The following is a 23,545-nucleotide window of genomic DNA, read 5'->3' on the forward strand; positions in this document are numbered from 1 at the left end:
TCGACGGGGCTCCGTTATTCCATACGGGCGGTATCGTTGGACAACGCAGCTTCTCCGCAGGCGACATGCTTATGCCGGACGAGATTACGGCGATTCTGAGGCAAGGTGAAGTTGTGCTTACTCCGCAGCAAATTGCGGGTATTGTCGGAGGCCGCAGCGGTGGAACGACGGTTAATATCGAAAAACTCGTCGGCGTGGAGATGAACGATACTACGCTAGAGGACGAAATCGATGTACGCGCGATTGGCCGGACCGGCGTCGATATGGCTACGGAAATGGCACGGAATCAATTTATGGGAGGTGGCGGATAGTGGACTACGGCTTTACGTATAAAGGACGGCATTGTTCGGAGCTAGGCGTCCGCCTCCTCCGGTATACCGTTAATAGTCCGGACTTGCGAGAGTACGAGGACGAGCCAGCCGGAACGCCCGGCGTAATCGATTACGGGACCGAACTCGGTAAGCGCGAAATCGAGATAACGGTCGATATCGTCCCTGACTCTCGCATGTTTAAACGGAGGCAATCCGAGATATTATCGTGGCTTAAGCCGACAACAGCGGCGGGTATGCTCGTTTTTGACGATGTGCCTGACCGCTTTTTTACCGCCAAATTATCGGGCAACTTGACGCCGGAGCAGATTGGTAAATACGGCGAGCTACGTTTTGCGATGAAGTGTACGGACCCGTATTCCCGGTCGGCTACGTTGTCCGATAACGTTATACTCGATTCTACTATCGTACTAGACACGGAAATTCGTTTAGATGATACGTGGAGTTACCGTATTGACGGGACGCAAACCGTTGAGGTAAACAATTGGGGATACGAAGACGTTACCCCTACGATTACCATTACAGGGAGCTGCGCAAACCTCTCCATTTCCGCAGGCGACAAAACGTTCGTGTACAGCGGTACGTTAAACAACGAAACCTTAATCGTTGACGGCGAACGAATGACCGTCAAAAAGGGCGGGTCGAGTACGCTTCAATATTCGGACGTTGAGTTTATAACGCTAGAACCCGGCATTAATTACGTGACTATACAAGGGACACCGCTTAGTTGCGATGTCTCTTTTTCATTTCGCGCAAAATATCTATAAGGAGGTACGCCCATGGCAGACTTAAAACCGATTGATGGTTCGATGACACTCGAAGAGGCGTGGCCGAAAATTCGCGACAATAATACAGCGGTAAATGAGGAAATCGTCGAACACAAGTCCTCGACAGAAGCTCACGAAGCCGAAAACATCACATATGACGGAGCCGTTGCCGGGGCTAGCACGGTCAAGGATGCAATCGATACGCAAAATCAACGTATTGACAACATCGTGGCTAGCTCCGGCGATAGTAACACGGAAATAGTAGACGCGAGACAGCCCGAAGGCGGAGCCGCATACTCAACGTTAAAAGGTCGATTAGACGCGGCAGATGGTGTCGTTACTGAAGGCGGATTAGATCGCATTGGGGCTACGTCAAAGTTTGTATCGACGATGCTTTCGTGGATAGGGATCGTTAACACGAAGTTTTCCGACTCCGCGACGAGGTTTTACGTGCTGGCGAAAGGCAAAGTAACGACGGGTGTCGGCGGGTGTATAAAACTATTTGCGGATGCTTATCACTTGGGACAGGCTTACCGTGACCTCGGAATCTACTTTCACGCGGATCAAGAGGGAGATAAAGGGTATTATGGCCAGGGTGTGTGGTGGTTTAATAGTAAAGTTCTAGAAGGTAGCGAATACGACAACAAGAACCCCGACCTCGGTTTTTCATTCCAGGATGGAAGGGTAGTAGGCGGCCGCTGGGTTGCTTTCTTCAACTCGGTAGCCCGCGCAGTATTAATGATTGGCCCAGGACTGCCACAACATGCGCCGTCTAATACGGAAATTGGGTTGGAATCTTCAAAAGCAATTGCGTTACATCACGAACAAAAGCTCTATATGTATACGGATTCGCCGGGCGTAATGAACAGCGTCCGTACACAAGGTAAAAAAGTGCTACACTCGCTTGCTGCGGCCGGCGGCGAAGAAAAGTATATCGCAGGCGATAAGAAAACCGATCTCACCGAGCAGACGTACGAAGTGAGGAATGCATTCGTTACGTCCAGCAGACGTAATATACTGAGTAATACGTCAACAATCGATGCAACCTCCGTTAATCGCGTTGTAATGAATCAACCGGATGCAAATACGATTACGGCCATTACGGGCGTTGACGGGCAAGTAGTTACGATTCTTAACGTTGCCGGTAACGCGAGTCCACAGAAAACTACGATTGCAAATAATGCTTCTATCGTACTTAAAGGCGGAGCTGATTTGCCGCTGGCGTACAATCAGACGATAAAACTAGAAAAGATAGGGGCATCTTGGTATGAAGTGTAAAATAGAAAAATATTGATAGTTTTATGGAATAGGGGTACAGTAGAGGAAAAACAAAGGAGATTAACATGATTAAGAAGTTAACCCTAGTTATTGCTCTACTGCTTGCTTTTCCATTGATGGTTAATGCGTCAGGACCTCAAATGCTGCTAAACAGTAAGATGATTACTAGCCCGGAAAATAGTTATTTGGGACTTGAAAATACACTATATAGCGGTGATAATGGCACACGTTTTTATTTATTGCCTAAAGACCGTGTAACGACGGGAATCGGCGGTGCGTTTAAAGTTTTTGGCGATGCTTACCATAAAGGACCGTCAAGTTATCGAGACTTAGGTATATACTTCCACGCAGACCAAAACGGAGATAAAGGTACGAATGGTAATGGAGTTTTTTGGATTAACTCCAAATCACACGGACCGCTTTATAACGAAAAGGCTTCCGATATCGCGTTCGGATTTCAAGATGGTCGGTTTGTCGCAGGACGGTATAGTCTTACGAGTTCGGGAACGGTCTTTACAATCGGTAAAGGTAACCCAACCGTCGCTAAGCTAAATCCAAACATACGGGCCGAGGTACAAGGCAACTTAGCGTTTCGCAATAACGATTATATCCAATGGGCGAGCGTAGATGGTTCGAGACTTTTCGGCATCACTGGCGACGAGAAAAACAAGCTGAAGATATCGTCCATAAACGGACTTTCATATTTTAACAACGGAGTCCTAATGCTAGATTCGGACGCTACAAAAACGGACTTCAAGCACGCACTGGTAACGAGCAAAGTTAATACGGTGGCTACCGCTACTGCCGACGCTACGGGTGCCAATCGCGTAAAGTTAACGACTGGTAACCTGATTACGTCGATTAAAGGCGTTGACGGTCAGAAGGTCACGGTATTATTCGCACACGCCAGCGCTACAGTGCAAAATAACAAAAGTATTAAACTGCAAGGCGGCAAAAACTTTAAGGGTGGCGTATCATCAACGCTAGTCATCGAAAATATCGAAGGTGTTTGGTACGAACTATCTCGAAGTATCAACAATTAACGCCAACAAAACGGTGTGTCCTCGTGACATGCCGTTTTTATTTTGCGCGAAAGGAGGTATGCGACATTACGACGAAGTTTAGAAGCCGATTACAGCTACGGGCGATAGTCGGAGAAAACGCCGTGCATTATCTTCCGACCGCAGCCGAAGTAACCGTAAAGGAGTCGCTGAATGGTCCGTTCTACGTAACGTTCACGTACCCGAAGCTGCCGGACGACAAAGAACGCTACGACGCGATAATCGAACGTAACGAGGTCCGCTTTCCTAGCGATCTATCTGACGTTGGGCTCGCTGGGCAGGTATTCGTGATTAAGCGGGTGGACGAGGAGCGGCGCGGCCTCCGGATTTATAAACGTGTCGAGGCGCATCACGTCGCGTTTGAACTTAACCGTTACTATCTCGATGATTACGTAGACTTTACGGCTAACGTGTCGCCTACGTATCAGCTCGGACTTATCGGTAATAATACGCCCTTCGCCTTCGCGGTGGAGGGCTCTTTTAATTCTACGGATGTATTTGAGTTTGGCGAAAAACGGAAACACGAACTCCTTAACGAAGTCCGAACGCTTTATAACGGCGATTTATCATATGACAATACGAGTATAACGTTGACCACGCGCAAAGGAGCGAACAACGGTGTCGTAATTCGTTATCGTAAAAACCTAACGGGGATCGTACGTAAGAGTCACGACATGGAACGTATTACGCGGCTGTATGGTTACGGGAAGAACGGGCTTACAATCGAAGGTTTGCCGGGCCACTCCGTTAAGTATATCGATAGTCAATATATCGACGTCAACCATATATTCGAAGGGTCTATCGACTTCCCGGAAATCGAGGATCAAAGCCGTTTGTTGGCGGAGATGCAACGATATATCACAACGGTTGAGCTACCGAAAGTATCGTACGAAATTGACTTCGTCGAACTCGAAAAGGTTGACGCAGAGTTTCAGTCGGAGGCGATCCGCGAAGTAGGCGATACGATTACGGTCATTGATGAGTCTATGGGATATCGGTTTGACGCGAGGATAATGGAGTATGAGCGTTACCCATTTGAACCGAAACGTGGCCGGGTTGTGCTGGCCAATTTCCGAGAGATGAAAACGTCCGATTACATCTTCCAAGCAACCGTCGGATCACGGAAGGCCATGGTATACACGTCCGAAAACGCCGTACTAAAGGGCATCAAATACGACGACTCTATAACGTTAGTCGACGGCTTGGGCATGGCGGTATCCGACGAACTCAATCGCGTGCGCGTCCGGCTGGGCCAAGTTGAACCAGGCAACTACGGATTCGCGGCGTACAATAAAGCGGGCAAAAAAACGTTATGGCTCGATGCGGATACGGGAGACGCGCAATTCAGCGGTAATATTATCGCATCCAATTTCCGGACGAATCCCACCGGGTTCCCATTCGTGGAGTTGTCGTCGGATACCAACGTCTTTAGAGCGGCAAAGTCGGAAACGAGCTATATCGAGATCGAGGCGAATCCGACCTCGTATGCGTCTCCGATACTCAAACATATTAGCGGGAGTACGGCGGTTTATAGCGGGATACAGAGCGGCGGCTACTTTACGCTGGTATCCGGTGGGGATTACGATATTGGCGCGAATGACGGGGCGGTGAGGATTAACGGCGGGAACGTACAGATTACCGGAAGTCCTATAACGTTAATAGGTAACGTTCAATTACTATCTCCTTACAATCTTACGCTACCCGGAGTAAGTAATATATTTTTTGGTACTATGTCCCTTGGTAGCATCCTTTCCGGGATTTATAGTAGACTTTCGGCGCTGGAAAATCCGTAAATGCAACTTTATGTTATAATTTGCGTAATTGTATTTATAACATAAAGGAGGATGGATTTTTATGAAAAAGGCACTAACCTTATGTTTACTAATCTTGCTATTAAGTAGTACCGCAGTAATATACGCAGACTCTAAAAGTCTAATTGGACGCACAATAAAGTCTGAGGCAGCCGTCACGCTTAACGGTAAGGATATTGGGCAAGCGTTGATTATCGACGGTGTATCATATGCGCCTGTAAGGGTAATTGCGGAAGCTTCCGGGCTTGAAGTCGGATATAAAAAGGGTGAGGTTATCTTGACGACAGAAACGGATGTAACAATCGATAAGCAGGCTGCGGATATTGAGCCTGTATCGATCGAAGCGATGCAAAAAGAGAAGAAGCGTCTAGAAATTGAATCTCAAACGTTATCTAACTACATTAATGATGCGGATAAGGTAATCGCTATCCATAAGGACGCGTTAAGTAAGGTTGACGATACTCTAAAAGAGACATACGAAGAAATGATAGATAAAGCGGAAGAGGAAAAGGCCGGATACCAACGCAGGCTGGCCGAAATCGAAAGTAGACTGGCCAAAATAGAAGTAGCCTTGTCTGCCTCAAATAAATAACCCGAATAAACAACGTAAGCCCTAGCCGTAAATGGCCGGGGCTTTTTTGCGTTCAAATTTAATCACACGGAGGTATCACGTTACATGGCGAAAGTCACGCACAAACTCGAATTTCTCGTTAACGCAGCCGAACCGGTTCCGGAAATAAACAACGTCATCCTAGCGTTCCTACAGCTTCATCCCGGTAAGGAGTCGCAGATTCTAGCGGAGTTGCAAACGGAAATCGGCAAGGCTCTTGTTCACTATAATGCAGACGGTGATCCGGCTGTGACGGCAATTAAACATTATTCCACGGAGGCGGATGCGTAATGAATCTCGTAACTATTAACGGTATTACAGGGGCGGTGGCGAGTGCAGCCGGAGCAGTTATCGGATTTGCATTCGGGCATTGGACGGAAGCGCTGACGTTCCTATTAATCGCTATCGCAGCGGATATTATAACAGGCACGTACGCGTCCGTTAAAGAGGGTCGTGGGCTTAACTCGGCGGTCGGTTCGGTCGGGCTGGCGAAGAAGGGATTAATGTTCCTCGTTATCCTACTTGCACATCGAATGGACGTGTTGCTAGATATGCAGGCAGTTACAATGTCGACGGTGGTTTATTTTTACATCGCTAACGAAATGGTTTCGTTCGTCGAGAATATTGGCCGGGCAGGTCTTCCATTGCCAGGTGCAATTAAAAAGCTGATTGAAGTTCTTAAAGATAAAGGCGGAGTCGAGGATAATAAAAAGGGGAGTAACGTATGAAGATCGTAATTGACGCAGGACACGGCCTAACTACGGCCGGTAAACGTTGCCCGGACGATTCTATGCGCGAGTTCCATTTTAACTCCGCAGTCGCCCGATATATCCGCGAAGAGTTGGCGGGATACACAACGGTCACTGGCGGGGATTTGACCGTTAAGTTCGTACATGACGAAGCCGGTAACGTCGACGTTTCGCTGTCTCAGCGCGTGGCGACCGCGAACGGTTGGAATGCGGACGTTTACGTATCGATTCATGCTAACGCATTCGGCTCCGGATGGAATGACGCAAACGGTATCGAGACTTTTGCGGCAACGGTAGCGAGTCAAACGTCCGTCAAACTGGCGCAGGCCGTACAGCGTCAACTAATCATTAAGACCGGTCGAAAAGACAGATCCGTCAAGCGTGCGGACTTTACCGTTATCGCGAAAACGACCATGCCCGCTATACTCGTCGAAGCCGGTTTTATGACGCACCGCGAAGAGGCCGCGTTGCTGAAGACGGACGCCTATAGGCGCAAGGTCGCGTCAGCTATCGTTGAAGGGCTGGCGGAGGTTTACGGGCTGAAGCGGAATGTTGTAACGGAGCCGACAAAACCGACCGAACCGTCCACGCCAGTTAATACGAAAACTGCTACGTTGTCGCCCGTAAACGTCATCGTCAATGGTACGAAGCTAAACGACGGTCATATTACGAATAGTACAACGTACGTTCCCGCCCGGGAAATTGCGGCGGCGATCGGCGGTATGTGCGGCGTAGACGTTAAGGTGACGTGGGATGCCGCGACGAGGACGGTTAGTATAACGAAATGAATATGAAGCCCGGCCTTAACGGCTAAAAGCCCGTCATTATTTCGGATCGATTCCGAGTAATGGCGGGCAATTTTTTTGTGCCTTGAAACGGTGCCGTTCGATAGTGTAAAATGGGAACAAACGTTCTTATTCGGAGGTGTTCGAAATGTTAGACGATACAGCACGGAAGCTGCACCGTATATTCTTCAACTTATACCGGTCGGCATCGGCAAGGGTGGACGTTAATCGGTTGGCGCGACTATCCGGCCGGACGCCGGGGCAGATTACGGCAGCGATGCGAGAGTTGGCGGACGAGCGTTACATAACGTGGGATGAACGGACAGGGATCGTTCAGGTGGTTGAGCCGAATGAGCGACGGGTGTATGCGATGGTGGGACGGAGTAGGGCGGGTTGATTATACGTAAGTAATTCGCTATATTGCGAATTACTCTCCGCAATGGTAGAATGACCGTAGTGGTTATAAGGTACGCTTTTCACGAAATATACGAACTCAGGCGCGTAAATATCGTAAGCCAACGATAAGCCAGCGTATAAGCTAACGGAAAAGTGTTATACGAGTCATACCGAATATTACGTACTGGCCCGGACAGGTAACGCCATACGACGCTAGGCATAGACGCTTTTAAGCCTCCGTCGTAATACTTAAAATCCTGCGGTGGGTGACCACCGTACGGGTTCGATTCCCGTCCTCGGCACCACATAAGTATTGCGAAATCCCTTGATATGAGAGGGATTTTTTGTTTGTCTTTTTTTGACACTCATGAGGAAGGAGTGTCTTTTTTTCTTTTTGGGGACGGAGTGGGGACAAACCTTTAGCTTGAAATGTAATCATTCTTAAAAATGTAAATGAAGCACTTCCTTTCAGATGATTAATCCGAAGTGCATCAGTATGCACATATGGAATTGCTGTTCGCCACAGAAACGCTGCTTGCTTACTATGTGGCAGGTAAATAAAGAAAAATTACGAGATTTGTCCGTCTGAAATTGCTATTAACTTTCGAATAGTATAGAAGGCACACAACTGAAACCAACAGGAAGGGATTGAGCGGGAATGGAACGCCTTATCATTTCAGAAGATGATATGGTGCAGGAATCGATAGAATTCGCTAATGTATACCCGATTTTGATAAGTGAAATTGATCATATTGAAGCCGTGCGGGGCAAGCTGAACGACTTTCAGCTGATGCTGGCCGTATCTCGGGCCAAGGATGCGGTGGGGATTCTGGGCTGGGAGCGTCGGCTTACCGTAAACGCGGCATTGGAAAAATACGCAAGCATCTATCGGGAATTCGGCAGGGAAGAAGCGGATGACTGGGTTGCTGGAACGTTCGGTTTTATGATTAACTGGAGCCAGACCACCGAACAGGCAATACCCGAGGAGCAGCAGCCATCCTCGAATGCGGATGTCGATGCGTTGTCGAACGACGGAACCTTCGAGCCTGCTGGACCTCGTCTGGAAGAAATCTCCGAGAGGATCGCGGAGAAAGAAACGGAGCTGCTGCAGCTTTACCGGGAGTATTATCGGCTTGCCAATCAAGATTCATAAGAGACGATAGGAGAGAGTAGGCAACGTAATGGTGGCTTTTCTCTATGTTTGAATTGAGGTAAAAGCCAATGCTTAAGCCAACGTATACGTAGGCACCGTAAAACTAAGCTTCAATCCATAGAGAAATTGTCCGATTGTACGATCCGAGTATAACACGTCAGTTTAATGAAACAGCGATAGCCTAGGACTTTATTTTCACGTCCTCTGCTATCGCTGTTACAATTACTAAGGTGAGTCTAAACCCTATGTCGTCGTAGCGTGTACGGCAGTCAGCGCCGTCTACAGACGGTAAAACTGGTGGTTCGACTTGATATAAGTGACATCGTTGTCGCAGGTTACGGAGTGCTCGCCGTGGGTGACGATCCGAATATTGGCGTCCAACAGTTCTTTGTCACGGTACACGGCGATAAGCTGGGAGAAGACGCGCATTCTCTCGAAATCTTGATCCGATACGAGTTGACGATTTACTTGTTTCATAACTTGGCCCCTTTATTGGTAAATGGGTTGGAAAAAAGATATAAGTCATATTTATTGTAACAGCTCACCCGTCTAATGAAAATAAACTATCATTTTTCCGCCATTGTGCCCCATTTCCGTAAAAACGCACATATTCCCCTTAATATCGCCAATCATTGCGACCGGGATCTTATCCTATAATGAGGTTAACTCACAAAATAGGAGGTCTTGGAAAATGTTGATGCTACGTAGCAGAAAACCGATATCGCTACTGCTGGCGATTGTAATGCTGCTGTCTACGCTGGTTGCCGGACCGATGTAAGCTCGCATTGGGCGATTGAAGACGTAATAAATGGAAACGCTTCCAATTTCATTCGCGCCAATCGACAGGACAGTACATATCGGCCGCGGACATTGCCGGACGCAGCAGCGCGCTGAAGCTGACGGACAAATAGACGCTTCTGGTCGGCCAAAGCTAGAGTGAATGACAAAAAGAAACGGCGTCTGAACCCTAAGAGGTTCGGACGCCGTTTTGCTGTGTTCGACTTTCGGCTGGAAGCTGTAACATGATATACCTGCTGCACGCTCGAGGAGAGATCTGGAGGTGGCCTTCATATACAATCTCCTGAACGCAGAGTTCATGGAACATAAAAAAGTTCCTTTAACCCGCATGCTTAAAGGACTCCCTCTCCAATTTGCTTGACCAAGAAGATGGTGTATGAAGACCGTTGCAAAATTTATAATCCTGCGGTGGGTGACCACCGTACGGGTTCGATTCTCGTCCTCGGCACCACATAAAAATGAAAAATCCCTTGATATGGAAGGCTCTTTTATTTATGACACTCTTGAGGAAGAGTGTTTTTTGTTTTGTTAGAGCTGCTCTCTAAGATATACTGCAGAATTAAAGTGCTTACCAATGTCAAGAACATAGTGATTCATCTTCTACGCTTTAACAATGAGTTTCAAATAACTTGGATCCATAATTAGTTCCCATAGACTATTTAACATATTTGGATATAATAGTATATTTAATGTGTAAATTTGTTATTGAGAACAAAATTATCGGAAGGTGGTAAATGAATGAAGAGAATCGGAAAGAAATTGATTATCGGCGTGATGGCTTTAGTCATGTCATTGGCAGGCGCAACGTCAGCATTTGCTTATGATGGATGGGCAGACAGCTTACCAACTGCGTATCAACTTCAGGCTCCTATATTAGGAATATCGACTTATATTGATTCTCCGGCTGACGTAGATTGGTTTTCATGGACAAACAATACGGGAAGCAGAAAGTCTTTTGAAGGCAAGCTGATTTCCCCAAACGGCAAAAATTATGATCTTGTTATGGTCGTTTTCTATAATGGGACACCGATTACTGTTCCAGTAAGCGATAATGGAGTAGGTAATAGTGATCAAGGCGGAGGTAGTGCCGATCCAGGTGAAACCATCTATTTCCAAGTTAGAGGACATGATTTAACTCAATTTTCTAGCACTCAAACTTACAATTTTACGGTTAGCTATAAATAGTAACGCCGAAACAGCACCCTAGGTAGCAGCTATGGGTGCTTTTTTTATAGAACTTTTTTTTCTAATCAGACTCAGCATATTGGGAAGCGACTATTCAGTTACATTCAAGATGGGTTTTGGTTAAAATTAGGAATGAATAAAATCATGGGGTGAGTCTAATTTATAGTGGTGAAAAATTTATCTGGGCAATTTTTGTTGCAGATTCTACTAGAAGTTTTCCTAACTTCTATCCGATTGGAATTTTTTTATCGCGTGAAGGAGCAGTATCAGAAATGGAAAACCTGCCGAAGGATCATCATTACCAGTTGCTAAAGCTGCCAGTTAATCAGTTGTTTCCTTATTATCATAAAGCGACCGGAAAGATTGTGGGAATGGAAGGAATTCATCATGAGCATTTTGAAGGCAATGAATGAGAAGAACTCGACGTAGGACTCTGTTGATTTCCCACAAGGTTATACGCTTGAAGCTGTTCGAGCGGCGATAAGATATTTTTCAATGTGGATATGACCGGATGTCATTTTTGAAGATGTAGCAGTCCATAGATATAGAAGTTCGAATATATGAAGAAAGCGTAGAGCTCGTTTACGTTTTAACTAGTATAAACAATCGACTCATTATTTTAAGAAATAAGAATGACAAGGTTTATGGTGACGGAGTTCTAAGATGAACATGAGGAAGCCGACAAGATGGGTATGTATATAGTAGCAGTTTAGGATTACCGGAAAGAATGGTAAATTCATCGTTAGTGGAAGCAAGGGGGTAACGTTTGAGACGTTATGAGGCCTTTATACTGATGAGAAAGAAAAATATTAATACGAGCAAGCAATCGAGCACCCTCTAAGAGTTATAACTTGTAAATGAGTTTAAATGTGAAGGAACAGCAACTTACGTAAAACCCTTAAGCTGCAGCCGATAACCGCTTGTAGTGCACTCCCTAGAATAGACATTGGATAACCTAGGTTATCCGATGAAATTCTTGGGAGTGCATTTTTTATGACGATCAAGAGGTTTTTCCGTACTCCATTATTCACAAGCAACCCCATCGCCATCCCGATCCAGCTTTCTGCTGTAGCCGGGTTCGCCTTCATGAAGAGGCGCTTTGCCGGCTGCTCTGACAGCGGCACAGTTGGCGTATACGATAACCTCATCCATTATTTTATCACCTAGAAGCTCCTCTGTTATAGGTGTCTCCACTGGAGCATCTGACGGCTTAGCCGTCACGGGATGATTCGGGAACAGCACCTTCGGCTTATCTACGATAAACAATACTTTTGCTCCGTTCGGATAGTCCGACAGCTGGTGTCCAACCCAGCTTCCAGCCCCGCGATTATCGCTAGAGTCTATGTATGCCACGCTAGCTCCTTTACCGCCTTCCTCGCACATGGCCATCGGCCACTCGTCCCGATCATAGCCATCTCTTGTGTCAATGCCGGCAAGCGATAGCTTGCGATTGGCTTCAGCCCCGCCTCGATCAATCGTGCAAATGCTGGAGTATCCTTGTGCGATTGCCCCATGAATATGGAGTGCGGTCTCCGGATATTTGTCGCTAGGGAATACCAATTCGTATTCATACTCGGTTGATAGAAGCGTCTTGGTTTCATACCCTCCGCAAGAAGTAAGCAACAGGACCATGATGAATGAGAATATGATGATTTTTTTCAAAGCTTTGAAAATCCCCTCTCCGTTTAATCAACTCTAAGCTTACAACATTCATAGTTAATTGGCGATATTTGAAAGAATACAATTTCGTATATGATTCTTTTATTTTATAAAATACGTTGCACATCTCCTGTTTAGACAAAATGAGACAAATATACCTAATTGCCATATAATAATAGGATATTCAGTTATCCAATTGTTGGGTAGAGGAGAGAGTGCATGAGACGCAGCAAGACGATAAAGAGCCTGTCGGTTATAATCGCATTCCTGGTGTTGTTATCCGGATTGCCGCAAGCAGAGGCAGCTGTACAACCGGGTCCTACCAATCAGATCAAGAAACTGACCGCAACCGAGGTTCTTGCCAATCAAAAAAAGCTATCTTCAAACCAATATCATTATATGACGGTCAAAAACAACGGTTCAGTTGCCGTATGGGGTGATCCATTTGTTGGTGAGCCTAAGACACCTGCTAATGTGCGTGACGTTGTCGCTTTAACCTCGTCCGGCAAAATGGCTTTTGCCCTGAAAAAGAACGGCATGATCGTCAAATGGGGCAGCGGAGATAGTCTGCAGAGTATTTATGCAGGAGTTGATCCTGCAAAGGTTAAGGATGCCGTAGCCATATCGGCAAGTGCGGGCACGTTGCTAATCGTACATAAGAACGGCAAAGTATCCTACCATCGCTATCGCGATGACGGAGGCAGCCCACTGACGGCGATTCCGAAGGATTTGGCAGGTGTAACGGATATCTCTGGCGGAGCCTATCATGCGCTGGCTTTGAAGAAAAACGGAACCGTAACCGCCTGGGGCAAAGATTACAGAGGAAATACCAAAGTTCCGAAAGAAGTATCCCACGCCGTTGCTATTGCTGCGGGTTCGCAGGTATCTGCGGCGCTTACGAAAGACGGCAGGGCTATTGCCTGGGGCAGCGGCTTCGAGAAAACCGAGCTTCAAACAGCGCCTTACCGGGATATCGTTGGCATAGAAGCGGGATTTGACGAGGTTTACTTGCTGCGGGCTGACGGCTCTATTGCCGTTTGGAAGGAGGGCAAGGTTTCGTTGCTACCGGACATGACTAAGCTCTCTGCAATGGTGGCCGACGGGGAAGCGGGTGCTCTTGGTTTGACGCAGGATGGTCAATTCGTACAAAGGTCATCCTCGTATTATGGCGGCTTCGTTCCAGCGCAAGCTGCTTCATCGATCACATCCGTTGCCATGAATGATACGGAGTATGTAGCGGTTCGTACAGACGGAACGCTAACACAATGGTCGAAGTTCAGTTCACCCCAGTTGAAAAAAATCCCTGCTGCAACAAAGGAAATTGTGTCCGTCTCCGTGTCCAGTAACCAGCATGCGCTGGCCGTGAAGAAGGATGGAACGGTAATCGCTTGGGGCAACAACAATTATGGTGAGGCGACCGTTCCGTCTGGACTGCGGAATGTAACGGCAGTAGCTGCAGGGTATGAATATTCATTGGCACTGAGCCAAGATGGGAAAGTTACGGGTTGGGGAAACAACCGACTGGGCTTTATCGAAGTGCCTGAAGGTCTTGAAGATGTTGTTGCGATAGCGGCTGGAGTTCCTAATCTGGCCATGAAAAAGGACGGCACAGTCGTTGCATGGGGATATAAAGCAAAGATGATGCCAACCCAAACGGCAAAAGCAACGGCCATTGCAAGCGGCGGATCGTATGCGGCCATTCTACATGAGGATGTCACTGTTACGATATGGGATGAATTTGGCCATTCTGCTCGAATTGACACTTTGAAAAATGAAAAGGCGAAGCCAGGTTCCATCAGCTTCGGCGTTCATTCTGAAGCGTTATGGGTGATGATGGACAACGGAGCGGTCATTGCATTTGACGCGTATACCGGCAAAGAATTAAAAAGATATGACCAAATGGCATTCCGCCAAGTAACTGGCGATATTGGCGTGTTGACGAACGGGGACATTATCGTACTTGATCCGTATGATTTCAGTGGCAATAGTCAATTGAAGAATGTGAAGAACGCGGCATTCCTGTACAAAAATAATGAGCTAAGTTTTATAGTTGGCAAAGATAAGCGGATTTCCGTACAAGGAAACAGCTACATCATGGCTGATGCTCCCGAATGGGCAGACGGATTGAAGAAATATGCTTTTTCAAGTATACATGCGTTGGTTTTAAAAGAAAACGGAATGGTTGAAGCATGGGGCGGCCATAACGGCGTTGATTTGGAGGGCAATGTCACTCGTACACCTACAGCAAGCGTGCCTACCGGATTAAAGGACATTATCGATATTGCCGCAGGCCCGGATTTCTCGCTTGCCCTGAAGAAGGATGGAATGGTAAAGGCTTGGGGATGGAGCGGATCGTCCGTGCTCAAAGTTCCTGCCACTGTCAAAAATGCCATAGCGATTACAGCCGGTGAATACTATGCAGCAGCGCTTCGCAAGGATGGCACAGTTGTGGAATGGGGCGATGTTTCTGGACGATCATCCATGCCAAAAGGCCTTAAAGATGTAAAAGCCATTGCCATATCCGGACAAAATACGATGGCTTTGAAAAGAGACGGAACAGTAGCCTGCTGGGGCGATGACTGCAAGACACCTGCCAGCATCAAAAACGCTGTATCGGTTACAGGTGCGGTTGGACACTTTGTCATCTATTGCTCAGATGGAACTATAATCGACTATGATACGAGAACAGGAGTGGACCGCTTCTACCATCCCGCGAAAATTCAAAATGTCGATCGCATCTTTGCCCTGCATGGAGCGACCTATGTGCTCAAGAAGGACGGCACATCTGTCGTATGGGGAGATAGGCTTCCATTCCAAATCCAGCTATAATAGAATAAAGATTCATAGGATATGGAGGCTCGAAGACATTGATTATGTTACCAGACAATGATTGGCAAGAACATCTAAGCGATGAGCTGTCCAAGCCATATATGGAGAAGCTGCTAGAGACGATAGAAACTCAGTACCAGGAAGAAGCGATTTATCCGCCAAAAGAACATTTATTTGCCGCACTTAAGTTTACGCCACTTGCGAATACGAAGGTTGTCATTCTGGGACAAGATCCTTATCATGGTCCTGGACAAGCCCATGGCTTAAGCTTCTCCGTCCAAAGGGGAGTGAAGCTGCCGCCTTCGCTGCGCAATATTTATAAGGAGCTGGCTGCGGATTTGGGCTGTACCATACCGACTCATGGCAATCTGGAGTCTTGGGCGCGCCAAGGCGTGTTGCTGCTGAATACCGTACTGACTGTACAGGACGGGAAGCCGGCTTCCCATCAGAAGATGGGGTGGGAGACGTTCACGGACAGGATCATTGAATTGCTTAATGAACGGGAGCAGCGGATTGTGTTCGTATTATGGGGCAAGCATGCACAGGAAAAGGCTAAATCGATTGATACGAATAAACATGGGATTATCGCATCTGTGCATCCAAGTCCGTTGGCCGCGAGAAATGGTTTCTTCGGAAGTAAACCGTTTTCCAGAGCGAATGAGTTTCTTGCGGAAAGAGGCATCCAGCCTGTAGATTGGCAAATACCGAATGAATAGCAAAAAGGGCGGCTCTCTAAACCTGGTTTAGAGAGCCGCCCTTAAATGCGATGAGACTATTCGTTCACAATGCCTTCGCTGCTGGAGGAAGAGCTTCCGTCCGTTTTTGCAGGAAGGACAGGCTTGAATGCTGCATCTACATAAGTTGTTACTTTTACTTCGGTAATGACTTGCGGGTACATTTTATCCGGATCTGGCAGAACTGGCTCTGTATAGATGACTGCTTGCTCACCATCGAATTGAATCGATGCGATACGCAGGCCGTAGCCCGGATGCGGCATTTGTGCTGTGATCGTTACTTTGTTGATCGAGTCGTTAACAGCTTCAATCGTAAGCTTTTGCTCAAATTCAGGAAGCTCAGGCTGAGGCTCGATTGGCTTGGTTTCAGCTACGAATTTCATACCGTCATGCAGCCAAGCAGCAGCTTCGCCGCGCGTAATCGGCTGAGTTGGGTAGAAGTTATTGTCTTTGTCGACCGTTGCGATGTTACTGATAAGCAGCTTTTGGATGCTGTTCATATAAGCGCCGTTCACATCGGCTTCGTCTTTAATGATTTTGTAGATTTCGATAAACGCGTAGTCGCCTTTCGTCATCATGGCTTGGAACAGGTGATGAGCGAATTGCTCTTTAGTGATCGGATCGTTGGGTTTTACATCTTTCGGTATTTCAAGTCCATGGGCCTGTGCAACAATGAATGCATGGGAGTACCAAGCGTCATCGCTCAAATTCGTGAAGAAGTCGCTTGCTTTTGGTTCCTTAATAAAATCAAAGAGGTTGAGATTGAGATCCAGACCTTTTACCAGCATGGAGATACCGGATGCGTAAGTAAGCTTGTCGCCGGGTTTGAACTGATCATTCGCAACCCCGCTTAAGATTCCTTTCTCCTTTAGCGCCTTAATTTTGTCTCCGTAAGGGTTGTTCGCTACATCGGAGAATGCCATCACGGTTTGTCCTAGCGTAAAGATCAGGATGACTGTAAGGGCCATGATTAACAATGGTTTCTTCTTCATGTGCTCACCTCGTTTTGTATTTGCAGCTGCATATTCTTTGACGGAAGCTTTGACCAATAGGTTGCAAGGTATTCCTCTAGAGGAAATTTTTTTGGAAAGAGCATGCTCGAAGTGTTGACCTGTACTCGTTTATTTGATATATTATATCTTGTCGCTAACGTGATCTGTTAGCTCAGCTGGGAGAGCACTATCTTGACAGGGTAGGGGTCAGTGGTTCGAGCCCACTACAGATCATAGCCGAGAAGCCTTGTGTGTATCAAGGCTTCTTTTGTTTTTCAAGAAAGTGCAAAGACCTCGATCTATCTTCTCCACACCAGTTATCTTCCATTTTCCCATCTTCTTCCCATTCACTTCAGACATTTCGATGTCACGGCCACTACGTGAAATTTCTCCTAATCAAAAAATCTTGGGTACAGACCTTCGACGATGTAAAGACACTCATTAAAGATGAATGAATGGCAGCTAAAAACAACAGATGGATATTAGACTGAATCCTTTTTTTAACAGGTGAGAAGCTAGAGACTTGTCAGGGTGTAACAAGTCATTAATCTACTGGATTTGAAATCGATTTAGCTGGACGTTCCGGTCTAGTAAATTTAGTTTGAAACTCTGCAAAGTTCTTTATTATGTTCTCATTGGGTGGCTAAATTTGAATAACCGCCGCGCAATCACCGCAGTAAAACGCTTCCCTTGCAATCAGTCCTTTAAGAGAGATTGCTATTTTAGCATTACAAATGGCAGGAAAAAATGTTTTTAACATCATCAGAACTTGACATATATCTACTCCTTTTCGACACACCCTGGCAAAAACAATTTCGACATTCTTCCAGTAAAAACCTTTTTAACAAATTGTTAGACGTGAATGGTAAGACAGTTGACTTTTCAAATTATGGAATGGTTAATTCATACTAATCGGTTTTTTCCTCTTGTGAGATAATTTCCCCTCTGATTATAAACTCTGCCACCTTGACGATCGTGTGTTTACCGCGCTGAATTAATGACTATGAAGGGGCTGGATACGGTTGTGTTGCCGCTTGAAGAAGTCGGTTCCGTTGCTTCACAACACTTCCAAAAGCTGTAGCAATCATAATAATTAATATGAATATGCACCGACTAATCAAAATGATCATTTCTAATTCTCCATATATTTATCTTTCACCATTTTCACATTCTGTAAATACTTGTTTTTTATATGGTATTACCGTATATTGTTTATATCACCACTTGATGGAGGTGGTTCCATGTTATCGCTAGAGAGGCATCGGATGATCGCCGATAGAGTAGGGGGAGAGGCAGCATTATCTATTCTTGAATTAATAGCAGAGATTGAGAGATTACAAGGTCTGACTGATCTGCCGGATGTCACGGCTTTAATCGGAGCCAAGGAAGTTGCGGACATCCTCCATATACATCCGAAAAACATGCATCACGCCAGAAAAACGCGTTTTTTTCCTGAGCCCTATCTCCATATTGGCAAGCGGCCGATGTGGCTCGCAGAGACGATACGGGAATACAAAGAGAAAAAGGAAGCATGGAGTGGCAGAACCAGCAATAATTCATAGGAGATTCTCGAGCTCCAAAAGGAATGGTGGATGTGTGGGACACAACGTTGTCTATGCTGTTCGCAGCTCTGGAAGGTTTTGCAGTGTACGCATTGATGCTTTATGTGTTTCGTTTTGAATTGAAGAACTACATCTGGCATGCTCTTGTCATCGTTATGCTATCTAACCTTCAGGGGCACTTCATGTCAGAAACGGATTTATCTTATATTTCCCCATTGATCAATATCGTTTTCTCAGTCCTTTTTATGAGATTTGTAGTTCAGCTGCCGTTAATAGGGGCGTTGGCATCGGTCATCATCGGCTACTTTGGTTACGCTCTGCTGCAGTTTCTCGTTATTATCGTCATGTTCGGATCGCTTGAAGGGCTGAATGACGCTTATCACACTCGTTGGCAAGTGCAATTGATAACAGGGGTCATTGGAATCGTCTTTGCTCGGCTGCTCTATAAATTTGGAATCGGATTCACCAATGACTTTGACAAATTTATATTCCCGCTCGAAAAACAGATTATGACCGTGCTGGCGATTCTGTTCAGTATTGGGCTTTCCGTCGTATTGTATAGCCAGAATCTCATTTTGGCAGGTATTTTCTTTATGGTGGCCATGTTCATCTTTGTCTATTATGCGGTGCGAAAAGAAGCTGAGGAGTGAAACCGGAACCTATGCGTATAAGCGTACTGGCAACGCGCCTGGCAGAAGGAATTGTGAAAGAGGCGCCCGAGTTTTCGAATCGAGTGGGACGGATCAGGCACACCCTCGTATTTTTGCTCAATATTGTTCCTATCATTCTGCTGACAACCATAATAGGGCTTGTGACAGGCAGATTGATAGAGATGTGGACCGTGCTGCTTTCATTTGCCATATTGCGGCAGGTGTCGGGCGGAATACATATGGGCACGAGCGAGATGTGTATTTTGGTGACAACGATCGGCGCGACCGTTTTGTCATTTGCCGAATTCCATCTTGCAGCTATACATATCATGACTTCGATTAGTCTCATTCTTGTATTGATTTACGCTCCCTCAAGAATTGAAGGGAGAACCTTGTTTCCCAAAAAGTACTTCAAATATTTAAAGATTGCTGCTGCGATTCTGATTCTATCTAACTTCTTTATTCAGTCCTCTGTGATCGCTGCCGCTTTTTTGGCTCAATCGTTCATGATCATTCGTTTGAAGGGAGATGAATCGGGATGAAGCATACATTATTTGCAGCGTTGGCTACCGTGCTTTCTGCAGTAGCAGTAACTCTTGTCAAAGGACCAAGCTGGGTTTTTGTACATCAAGAAGACTTGCCAGAGGAATTTCTTGCTAAGATTGAATAACTGGAGTTGGTAACATGATCATATCCGTGAATGGAGAAAAAGGTCTTGTTCTCGTTAATATCCGTGATATTCACTTTATCCAATGTGACAAGCGCCAAAAAAATGTGTTGTTCCACACAGCGGATGAGATTTTCAACTTGAATGGAACATTAAGTTATTGGATGGAAGTGTTGAATCAGCAAGGCTATACGTTTAAATTATGTGATCGAACTGCTGCAGTAAACATGGACAATATTATGTTCCTTGATCCCGTTTTTTCACGGGCATGTTTCGAGAAAGAAGTGGGGTCAACTACCAAATGGTGTACGATGTCGCGGGCAAAGTACAAGGCGATTATGGACGAGCTGATCATAAAAAATCCGCAAATTCAATTAGAGCTCACTTAATGGAATGAGGCTGGACCTATACAGGGTCAAGCCTCTTTTTATTTTGCGAAAATGGATAGTATATCATCATTCCACTACGGTGTATGTCATATTATGTCGATTAATTTAAAAGATTGGGGACACGAACGATTCTTGCCTATCTGGTTAAGGTGGGGTTAAATGGCAATAACAGAAATCATAACAGGATATGAAAGGGTCGATGGATCATGGAGAAAAGCAGTGGCATTGATGTCTCGACTTTTCTATATAAGCTTGCAAGTTCTTCGGAATCCAAAAAAGATATGATTGAATCGTTTTTTAATCATCTTGATCAAGAAGAAGCTGGGCCATCACGTACAACTTCTTTTTTGCTTCGCGGTTTAATGGTTTCCCGTTGCGCTCGAATGGCTGCTCAAGAAACGCTGCTAGATCGTTCGAATTAACGGCTTTAGCCGCGATTTTTTCCATTTCGGAAAGACTGGATGTGGGATTATTCATGTGCCCGCGCAGCCAATCTGCTGAAACTTCATAGAGGTCTGCCAATGTACGGATATGACTGGGGTCCGGTACACATGCGCCAGTCTCTAATCCGCCAATTGTATTAAGGTCGATCCCCGTTGCCCCACTGACTTGAGCTGGCGTCAGCCCGCTCCTCATTCGTGCCTCTACTAGACGAAGCTGTAATCTAGTCATGTACCCTCACCTCTTCCTTCTATATTATCATATAATCCTATTAAATAAATATTTTCCCATATCATATTTTGGATCCTTTCAAAGGATTCCCGAGAATCGCTGCCGAATAAGAACTACATGATCAGTGGGATGGATAAATAACGAATTAGACTTGAGGCTGTTATTTTTTGGCATGATTGATTTGGAGGTCTTTCATGAAAACGTATATCTACATGGTCAGGCACGGCGATTCGCCCTTGACGGAAGATACAGAAAGAATGCGAGGTCTGACGCCAAAGGGGATAGCGGATGCGTGCAAAGTATCGGAGCTGCTATACACGGAAGGGATCGAGGTGTTCGTGTCTAGTCCCTATCAACGGGCTATCTTGACGATTCAGGAATTGGCGGATCGCTCGGGGAAAGGCATCATACAGATAGAGGATTTAAGAGAGAGAAGCTTTGACGGAATGGACATTCGGATGCCTGATGAAACGTTAATGCCACTGCTGGAGCAATCTTATGCTGATCCTGAATTTGCATTAGAGGGCGGCGAATCCAATCAAGCCTGTCAGAATCGGGCCATCGCAGTTATTCGCAGCCTGTTAAAGGTCTATCCAGGCCAAAAAATCGCGATAGGCACGCATGGCGCCATTATGGCCTTAATCTTGGGCTATTACGACAATCAGTACGGCTTGAGTTTTTTGCTGCAAGCATCCAAGCCAGATATTTATAAAATGGCATTTAACGGTCAGGAGTTAACAGGAATCGAAAGATTGTGGGGTGCGCCAGCCCGCTAACACACATTAAATGGAAGAAGTGTGCCAGTTCAGTTAATGCTTGACGTCATAAGAAGGTTTTAGAGGATGCATGTCGAAGTGTCTCGTATGGAGGTGAGTATTAATGAAGACCCAAATTAAATTGTTCGCAGGAATTATGCATCCCGAGCTCACGACGAAGGTGAATACCTTTCTTGCTGAGATTCCTTCCGAGAACATTGTAGATATTAAAGGCTGGAGTACAGGCAATCCGGAAGGCTCCAACAACTCGAACAATTACGATACGATCATGATTATTTATAAAGCCGAATAGCCTGAACAAGAGAGCTCCCGATGGGTGCTCCTTTTTATTTTGCAACCTTCCAATACCTATCCTCGTCTATCATGGCATCCCAAGTGAAAGGTGCCGACTAACATGAGCTACAAAAAAATCGTTTTATCCGGATTAATATTTGCAACTGCAGCGACTTTCCACCATGTTCCTTATTCTTCAGCTGCGGAGGCTGCACGTTCCGTCGAGTTCAAAATCAATGAAGCTTCTTATGTTAATCATACCGGGAAGCATGCCTTGGCATCTGCTCCCTTTATCCTGAACGGGAATGCCATGGTGCCGGTCCGGGCATTGGCCGAGTCGCTGGGAGCAGATGTGAGCTGGAACGATAAGGAGAACTCCGTTACCCTGTCCAGAGATAAGGTTAACCTGGTGAAAGTGACCGATCGCTCCAATCTTGCATGGAATGAGAAGGGTGAGCAGATCAAGCTTCCCGAAGCAGTCCAGCGAGTAAAAGGCATGTTGTTTGTACCCGCCCGCACCCTGGCATCGTTGATGGGAGCCAAGGTCGAGTGGGGGGCTTCGGATCGCAAAGTTACAATCTCAGCGACATCCGCTGAAGCTATCCAAGTCATGTACAAGTTTGATCAGGATCAAGAAGGATGGAAGGGCGGATTCGCCGACCTGCCGGTCAAATACGAAAAGGATATTTACGAGCTCGAGTATGCTCGCGAGCTTTTGCCTGATCAGGGGAGCACCTCCAACTATGGCCTGAAATTAAAAGGGCATAATCGAAGCGATGATTTATTTATGTTTCTTACCCGTGGTGTTGAAGGCTTCGAGCCTAACACGATCTATGATGTGAAGCTGGACTTTGCGCTTTATACAGCCGAAGCGGGAGGAATGGTAGGCATCGGCGGGGCACCGGGCGAAGGCGTCTATGTGAAAGCCGGTATTCTGAGCAAGGAACCGGCGGCTGTTCCGACTCCGCAAGCAGGCGAGGAATACTTTAGAATGAACGTCGATATCGGTAACCAATCGCTTAGCGGCAAAGACGCAAAGGTACTTGGCAATGTCATCAAGCCTGACTCGGAAAAAGAGGGCTATCAGCGGGTCGATTTCCAGTATAGCGCGCAAGTGAAAGCGGACGAAAACGGCAAGATCTATCTGCTTATTGGTACAGACTCCGGTTTCGAGGGCTTAACGACACTGTATTATGACGAGATCAAAGTAACGGCAACGAAGGCTTAATCAAACCAAAACATGTATTAAATTCATTATCAAGATCACTTCTTTTTCCTGGGAAGCCCCATAAAGCTTAAAACAACAGTGATGGCGATGGCCACAATTGCCCATATCAATTAAATCGCTCCCTTCATTGGACATACGCTGCTTTTAAAGCGGGGTTTCATAAAATTTGTAAGACACAAGAGCGATTGGGGA

27 protein-coding genes, 1 tRNA gene and 1 pseudogene are annotated in these 23,545 nt (G+C 46.1%); 24 read left to right on the forward strand and 5 right to left on the reverse strand.

Going from position 1 to position 23,545, the window contains the following annotated elements; all coding sequences use genetic code 11:
• The 11 genes from ACFVSO_RS13510 to ACFVSO_RS13560 all read left to right on the forward strand — a co-directional run.
• Positions 1 to 311, forward strand: a 311-nt coding sequence (locus ACFVSO_RS13510) for a hypothetical protein (protein ID WP_387474299.1), incomplete at its 5' end; no start/stop codon positions are given.
• Entirely contained in the window at positions 311 to 1,096 is a 786-nt protein-coding gene (locus ACFVSO_RS13515) for a distal tail protein Dit (protein ID WP_387474301.1), read from the forward strand. The genes ACFVSO_RS13510 and ACFVSO_RS13515, both read left to right, overlap by 1 nt.
• A gap of 12 nt (positions 1,097 to 1,108) precedes the next feature.
• On the forward strand, positions 1,109 to 2,374 hold the full coding sequence (locus ACFVSO_RS13520; protein WP_387474303.1) for a hypothetical protein: 1,266 nt from the start codon (positions 1,109 to 1,111) through the stop codon (positions 2,372 to 2,374).
• Between the two features lie 65 nt (positions 2,375 to 2,439).
• Positions 2,440 to 3,417, forward strand: coding sequence for a hypothetical protein (locus tag ACFVSO_RS13525; RefSeq protein WP_387474305.1), 978 nt, complete (start codon positions 2,440 to 2,442; stop codon positions 3,415 to 3,417).
• A gap of 122 nt (positions 3,418 to 3,539) precedes the next feature.
• The gene (locus ACFVSO_RS13530; protein ID WP_387474307.1) at positions 3,540 to 5,228 is read left to right on the forward strand and encodes a phage tail spike protein; all 1,689 of its coding nucleotides are present in this window, start codon (positions 3,540 to 3,542) and stop codon (positions 5,226 to 5,228) included.
• 61 nt (positions 5,229 to 5,289) lie between these two features.
• Complete coding sequence (locus ACFVSO_RS13535) at positions 5,290 to 5,838, forward strand: stalk domain-containing protein (RefSeq protein ID WP_387474309.1); 549 nt, start codon at positions 5,290 to 5,292, stop codon at positions 5,836 to 5,838.
• A gap of 84 nt (positions 5,839 to 5,922) precedes the next feature.
• Entirely contained in the window at positions 5,923 to 6,147 is a 225-nt protein-coding gene (locus tag ACFVSO_RS13540; protein WP_387474311.1) for a hypothetical protein, read from the forward strand.
• Positions 6,147 to 6,584 (forward strand): phage holin family protein, encoded by a 438-nt coding sequence (locus tag ACFVSO_RS13545; RefSeq protein WP_387474313.1) that lies wholly within the window; start codon positions 6,147 to 6,149, stop codon positions 6,582 to 6,584. The genes ACFVSO_RS13540 and ACFVSO_RS13545 overlap by 1 nt, the downstream gene beginning before the upstream one ends.
• Positions 6,581 to 7,393 (forward strand): N-acetylmuramoyl-L-alanine amidase, encoded by an 813-nt coding sequence (locus ACFVSO_RS13550; RefSeq protein ID WP_387474315.1) that lies wholly within the window; start codon positions 6,581 to 6,583, stop codon positions 7,391 to 7,393. The genes ACFVSO_RS13545 and ACFVSO_RS13550 overlap by 4 nt, the downstream gene beginning before the upstream one ends.
• A 145-nt stretch (positions 7,394 to 7,538) precedes the next feature.
• On the forward strand, positions 7,539 to 7,787 hold the full coding sequence (locus tag ACFVSO_RS13555; protein WP_387474317.1) for a hypothetical protein: 249 nt from the start codon (positions 7,539 to 7,541) through the stop codon (positions 7,785 to 7,787).
• Positions 7,788 to 8,444: 657 nt separating this feature from the next.
• Positions 8,445 to 8,939, forward strand: coding sequence for a hypothetical protein (locus tag ACFVSO_RS13560; RefSeq protein ID WP_387474319.1), 495 nt, complete (start codon positions 8,445 to 8,447; stop codon positions 8,937 to 8,939).
• Between the two features lie 279 nt (positions 8,940 to 9,218).
• On the opposite strand, the gene ACFVSO_RS13565 is transcribed toward ACFVSO_RS13560, so the two are convergent.
• On the reverse strand, positions 9,219 to 9,416 hold the full coding sequence (locus ACFVSO_RS13565; RefSeq protein ID WP_387474321.1) for a hypothetical protein: 198 nt from the start codon (positions 9,414 to 9,416) through the stop codon (positions 9,219 to 9,221).
• A 1,059-nt stretch (positions 9,417 to 10,475) separates the two neighbouring features.
• Between ACFVSO_RS13565 and ACFVSO_RS13570 the strand changes: the two genes are divergently transcribed.
• Entirely contained in the window at positions 10,476 to 10,922 is a 447-nt protein-coding gene (locus ACFVSO_RS13570) for a hypothetical protein (RefSeq protein ID WP_387474323.1), read from the forward strand.
• Between the two features lie 149 nt (positions 10,923 to 11,071).
• Positions 11,072 to 11,335, forward strand: a complete 264-nt coding sequence (locus ACFVSO_RS13575; RefSeq protein WP_387474325.1) for a hypothetical protein — start codon at positions 11,072 to 11,074, stop codon at positions 11,333 to 11,335.
• Between the two features lie 610 nt (positions 11,336 to 11,945).
• On the opposite strand, the gene ACFVSO_RS13580 is transcribed toward ACFVSO_RS13575, so the two are convergent.
• Positions 11,946 to 12,074 carry an excalibur calcium-binding domain-containing protein gene (locus ACFVSO_RS13580; protein WP_387475323.1) on the reverse strand — a complete coding sequence of 43 codons (129 nt, stop codon included), beginning with the start codon at positions 12,072 to 12,074 and terminating at the stop codon, positions 11,946 to 11,948.
• A 102-nt stretch (positions 12,075 to 12,176) separates the two neighbouring features.
• Positions 12,177 to 12,554, reverse strand: a pseudogene (locus tag ACFVSO_RS13585) (excalibur calcium-binding domain-containing protein); the annotation flags it as partial.
• A gap of 246 nt (positions 12,555 to 12,800) precedes the next feature.
• Here ACFVSO_RS13585 and ACFVSO_RS13590 point away from each other — a divergent pair.
• Together ACFVSO_RS13590 and ACFVSO_RS13595 are read left to right on the forward strand one after the other, a co-directional pair.
• Complete coding sequence (locus tag ACFVSO_RS13590; protein WP_387474327.1) at positions 12,801 to 15,410, forward strand: RCC1 domain-containing protein; 2,610 nt, start codon at positions 12,801 to 12,803, stop codon at positions 15,408 to 15,410.
• 44 nt (positions 15,411 to 15,454) lie between these two features.
• A complete protein-coding gene (locus ACFVSO_RS13595) occupies positions 15,455 to 16,126 on the forward strand; it encodes a uracil-DNA glycosylase (RefSeq protein WP_387475325.1) in 672 nt (223 codons plus the stop codon).
• A gap of 56 nt (positions 16,127 to 16,182) precedes the next feature.
• Here ACFVSO_RS13595 and ACFVSO_RS13600 read toward each other — a convergent pair whose 3' ends face one another.
• A complete protein-coding gene (locus ACFVSO_RS13600; protein WP_387474329.1) occupies positions 16,183 to 17,136 on the reverse strand; it encodes an S-layer homology domain-containing protein in 954 nt (317 codons plus the stop codon).
• Positions 17,137 to 17,297: 161 nt separating this feature from the next.
• Between ACFVSO_RS13600 and ACFVSO_RS13605 the strand changes: the two genes are divergently transcribed.
• The 6 genes from ACFVSO_RS13605 to ACFVSO_RS13630 all read left to right on the forward strand — a co-directional run bounded on the left by ACFVSO_RS13605 (position 17,298) and on the right by ACFVSO_RS13630 (position 20,404).
• A tRNA-Val gene (locus ACFVSO_RS13605) sits at positions 17,298 to 17,370 on the forward strand.
• Positions 17,371 to 18,377: 1,007 nt separating this feature from the next.
• On the forward strand, positions 18,378 to 18,698 hold the full coding sequence (locus ACFVSO_RS13610; protein ID WP_387474331.1) for a hypothetical protein: 321 nt from the start codon (positions 18,378 to 18,380) through the stop codon (positions 18,696 to 18,698).
• Between the two features lie 47 nt (positions 18,699 to 18,745).
• Positions 18,746 to 19,348 carry a hypothetical protein gene (locus ACFVSO_RS13615; RefSeq protein ID WP_387474333.1) on the forward strand — a complete coding sequence of 201 codons (603 nt, stop codon included), beginning with the start codon at positions 18,746 to 18,748 and terminating at the stop codon, positions 19,346 to 19,348.
• Between the two features lie 11 nt (positions 19,349 to 19,359).
• The gene (locus ACFVSO_RS13620; RefSeq protein ID WP_387474335.1) at positions 19,360 to 19,890 is read left to right on the forward strand and encodes an accessory gene regulator B family protein; all 531 of its coding nucleotides are present in this window, start codon (positions 19,360 to 19,362) and stop codon (positions 19,888 to 19,890) included.
• Positions 19,887 to 20,018, forward strand: a complete 132-nt coding sequence (locus ACFVSO_RS13625; RefSeq protein ID WP_387474337.1) for an AgrD family cyclic lactone autoinducer peptide — start codon at positions 19,887 to 19,889, stop codon at positions 20,016 to 20,018. Before ACFVSO_RS13620 ends, ACFVSO_RS13625 begins: the two co-directional genes overlap by 4 nt.
• A gap of 14 nt (positions 20,019 to 20,032) precedes the next feature.
• The gene (locus tag ACFVSO_RS13630; protein WP_387474339.1) at positions 20,033 to 20,404 is read left to right on the forward strand and encodes a LytTR family DNA-binding domain-containing protein; all 372 of its coding nucleotides are present in this window, start codon (positions 20,033 to 20,035) and stop codon (positions 20,402 to 20,404) included.
• Between the two features lie 297 nt (positions 20,405 to 20,701).
• Here the strand turns inward: ACFVSO_RS13630 and ACFVSO_RS13635 are convergent, their stop codons facing one another.
• Positions 20,702 to 21,076, reverse strand: a complete 375-nt coding sequence (locus ACFVSO_RS13635; protein ID WP_387474341.1) for a helix-turn-helix domain-containing protein — start codon at positions 21,074 to 21,076, stop codon at positions 20,702 to 20,704.
• Positions 21,077 to 21,270: 194 nt separating this feature from the next.
• On the opposite strand from ACFVSO_RS13635, the gene ACFVSO_RS13640 reads away from it, so the two are divergent.
• The 3 genes from ACFVSO_RS13640 to ACFVSO_RS13650 all read left to right on the forward strand — a co-directional run bounded on the left by ACFVSO_RS13640 (position 21,271) and on the right by ACFVSO_RS13650 (position 23,353).
• The gene (locus ACFVSO_RS13640; protein ID WP_387474343.1) at positions 21,271 to 21,852 is read left to right on the forward strand and encodes a histidine phosphatase family protein; all 582 of its coding nucleotides are present in this window, start codon (positions 21,271 to 21,273) and stop codon (positions 21,850 to 21,852) included.
• Between the two features lie 103 nt (positions 21,853 to 21,955).
• Positions 21,956 to 22,144, forward strand: coding sequence for a hypothetical protein (locus ACFVSO_RS13645; RefSeq protein WP_387474345.1), 189 nt, complete (start codon positions 21,956 to 21,958; stop codon positions 22,142 to 22,144).
• A 102-nt stretch (positions 22,145 to 22,246) separates the two neighbouring features.
• Positions 22,247 to 23,353 (forward strand): copper amine oxidase N-terminal domain-containing protein, encoded by a 1,107-nt coding sequence (locus tag ACFVSO_RS13650; RefSeq protein ID WP_387474347.1) that lies wholly within the window; start codon positions 22,247 to 22,249, stop codon positions 23,351 to 23,353.
• Positions 23,354 to 23,545: the final 192 nt, after the last annotated feature.

Source organism: Paenibacillus sp. NPDC057967 (genome assembly GCF_042887015.1).
Lineage (GTDB): Bacteria > Bacillota > Bacilli > Paenibacillales > Paenibacillaceae > Pristimantibacillus.

Bases quoted from the DNA above. Each gene is read 5' to 3' on its own strand.
- ACFVSO_RS13555 (WP_387474317.1), top strand. From the start codon at position 7,539: ATGTTAGACGATACAGCACGGAAGCTGCACCGTATATTCTTCAACTTA.
- ACFVSO_RS13600 (WP_387474329.1), bottom strand. From the start codon at position 17,136: ATGAAGAAGAAACCATTGTTAATCATGGCCCTTACAGTCATCCTGATC.
- ACFVSO_RS13645 (WP_387474345.1), top strand. From the start codon at position 21,956: ATGAAGACCCAAATTAAATTGTTCGCAGGAATTATGCATCCCGAGCTC.
- ACFVSO_RS13580 (WP_387475323.1), bottom strand. From the start codon at position 12,074: ATGGATGAGGTTATCGTATACGCCAACTGTGCCGCTGTCAGAGCAGCC.
- ACFVSO_RS13520 (WP_387474303.1), top strand. From the start codon at position 1,109: ATGGCAGACTTAAAACCGATTGATGGTTCGATGACACTCGAAGAGGCG.
- ACFVSO_RS13560 (WP_387474319.1), top strand. From the start codon at position 8,445: ATGGAACGCCTTATCATTTCAGAAGATGATATGGTGCAGGAATCGATA.
- ACFVSO_RS13590 (WP_387474327.1), top strand. From the start codon at position 12,801: ATGAGACGCAGCAAGACGATAAAGAGCCTGTCGGTTATAATCGCATTC.
- ACFVSO_RS13535 (WP_387474309.1), top strand. From the start codon at position 5,290: ATGAAAAAGGCACTAACCTTATGTTTACTAATCTTGCTATTAAGTAGT.
- ACFVSO_RS13570 (WP_387474323.1), top strand. From the start codon at position 10,476: ATGAAGAGAATCGGAAAGAAATTGATTATCGGCGTGATGGCTTTAGTC.
- ACFVSO_RS13625 (WP_387474337.1), top strand. From the start codon at position 19,887: ATGAAGCATACATTATTTGCAGCGTTGGCTACCGTGCTTTCTGCAGTA.
- ACFVSO_RS13610 (WP_387474331.1), top strand. From the start codon at position 18,378: ATGTTATCGCTAGAGAGGCATCGGATGATCGCCGATAGAGTAGGGGGA.
- ACFVSO_RS13635 (WP_387474341.1), bottom strand. From the start codon at position 21,076: ATGACTAGATTACAGCTTCGTCTAGTAGAGGCACGAATGAGGAGCGGG.
- ACFVSO_RS13650 (WP_387474347.1), top strand. From the start codon at position 22,247: ATGAGCTACAAAAAAATCGTTTTATCCGGATTAATATTTGCAACTGCA.
- ACFVSO_RS13550 (WP_387474315.1), top strand. From the start codon at position 6,581: ATGAAGATCGTAATTGACGCAGGACACGGCCTAACTACGGCCGGTAAA.
- ACFVSO_RS13620 (WP_387474335.1), top strand. From the start codon at position 19,360: ATGCGTATAAGCGTACTGGCAACGCGCCTGGCAGAAGGAATTGTGAAA.
- ACFVSO_RS13545 (WP_387474313.1), top strand. From the start codon at position 6,147: ATGAATCTCGTAACTATTAACGGTATTACAGGGGCGGTGGCGAGTGCA.
- ACFVSO_RS13640 (WP_387474343.1), top strand. From the start codon at position 21,271: ATGAAAACGTATATCTACATGGTCAGGCACGGCGATTCGCCCTTGACG.
- ACFVSO_RS13525 (WP_387474305.1), top strand. From the start codon at position 2,440: ATGATTAAGAAGTTAACCCTAGTTATTGCTCTACTGCTTGCTTTTCCA.
- ACFVSO_RS13565 (WP_387474321.1), bottom strand. From the start codon at position 9,416: ATGAAACAAGTAAATCGTCAACTCGTATCGGATCAAGATTTCGAGAGA.
- ACFVSO_RS13595 (WP_387475325.1), top strand. From the start codon at position 15,455: ATGTTACCAGACAATGATTGGCAAGAACATCTAAGCGATGAGCTGTCC.
- ACFVSO_RS13540 (WP_387474311.1), top strand. From the start codon at position 5,923: ATGGCGAAAGTCACGCACAAACTCGAATTTCTCGTTAACGCAGCCGAA.
- ACFVSO_RS13630 (WP_387474339.1), top strand. From the start codon at position 20,033: ATGATCATATCCGTGAATGGAGAAAAAGGTCTTGTTCTCGTTAATATC.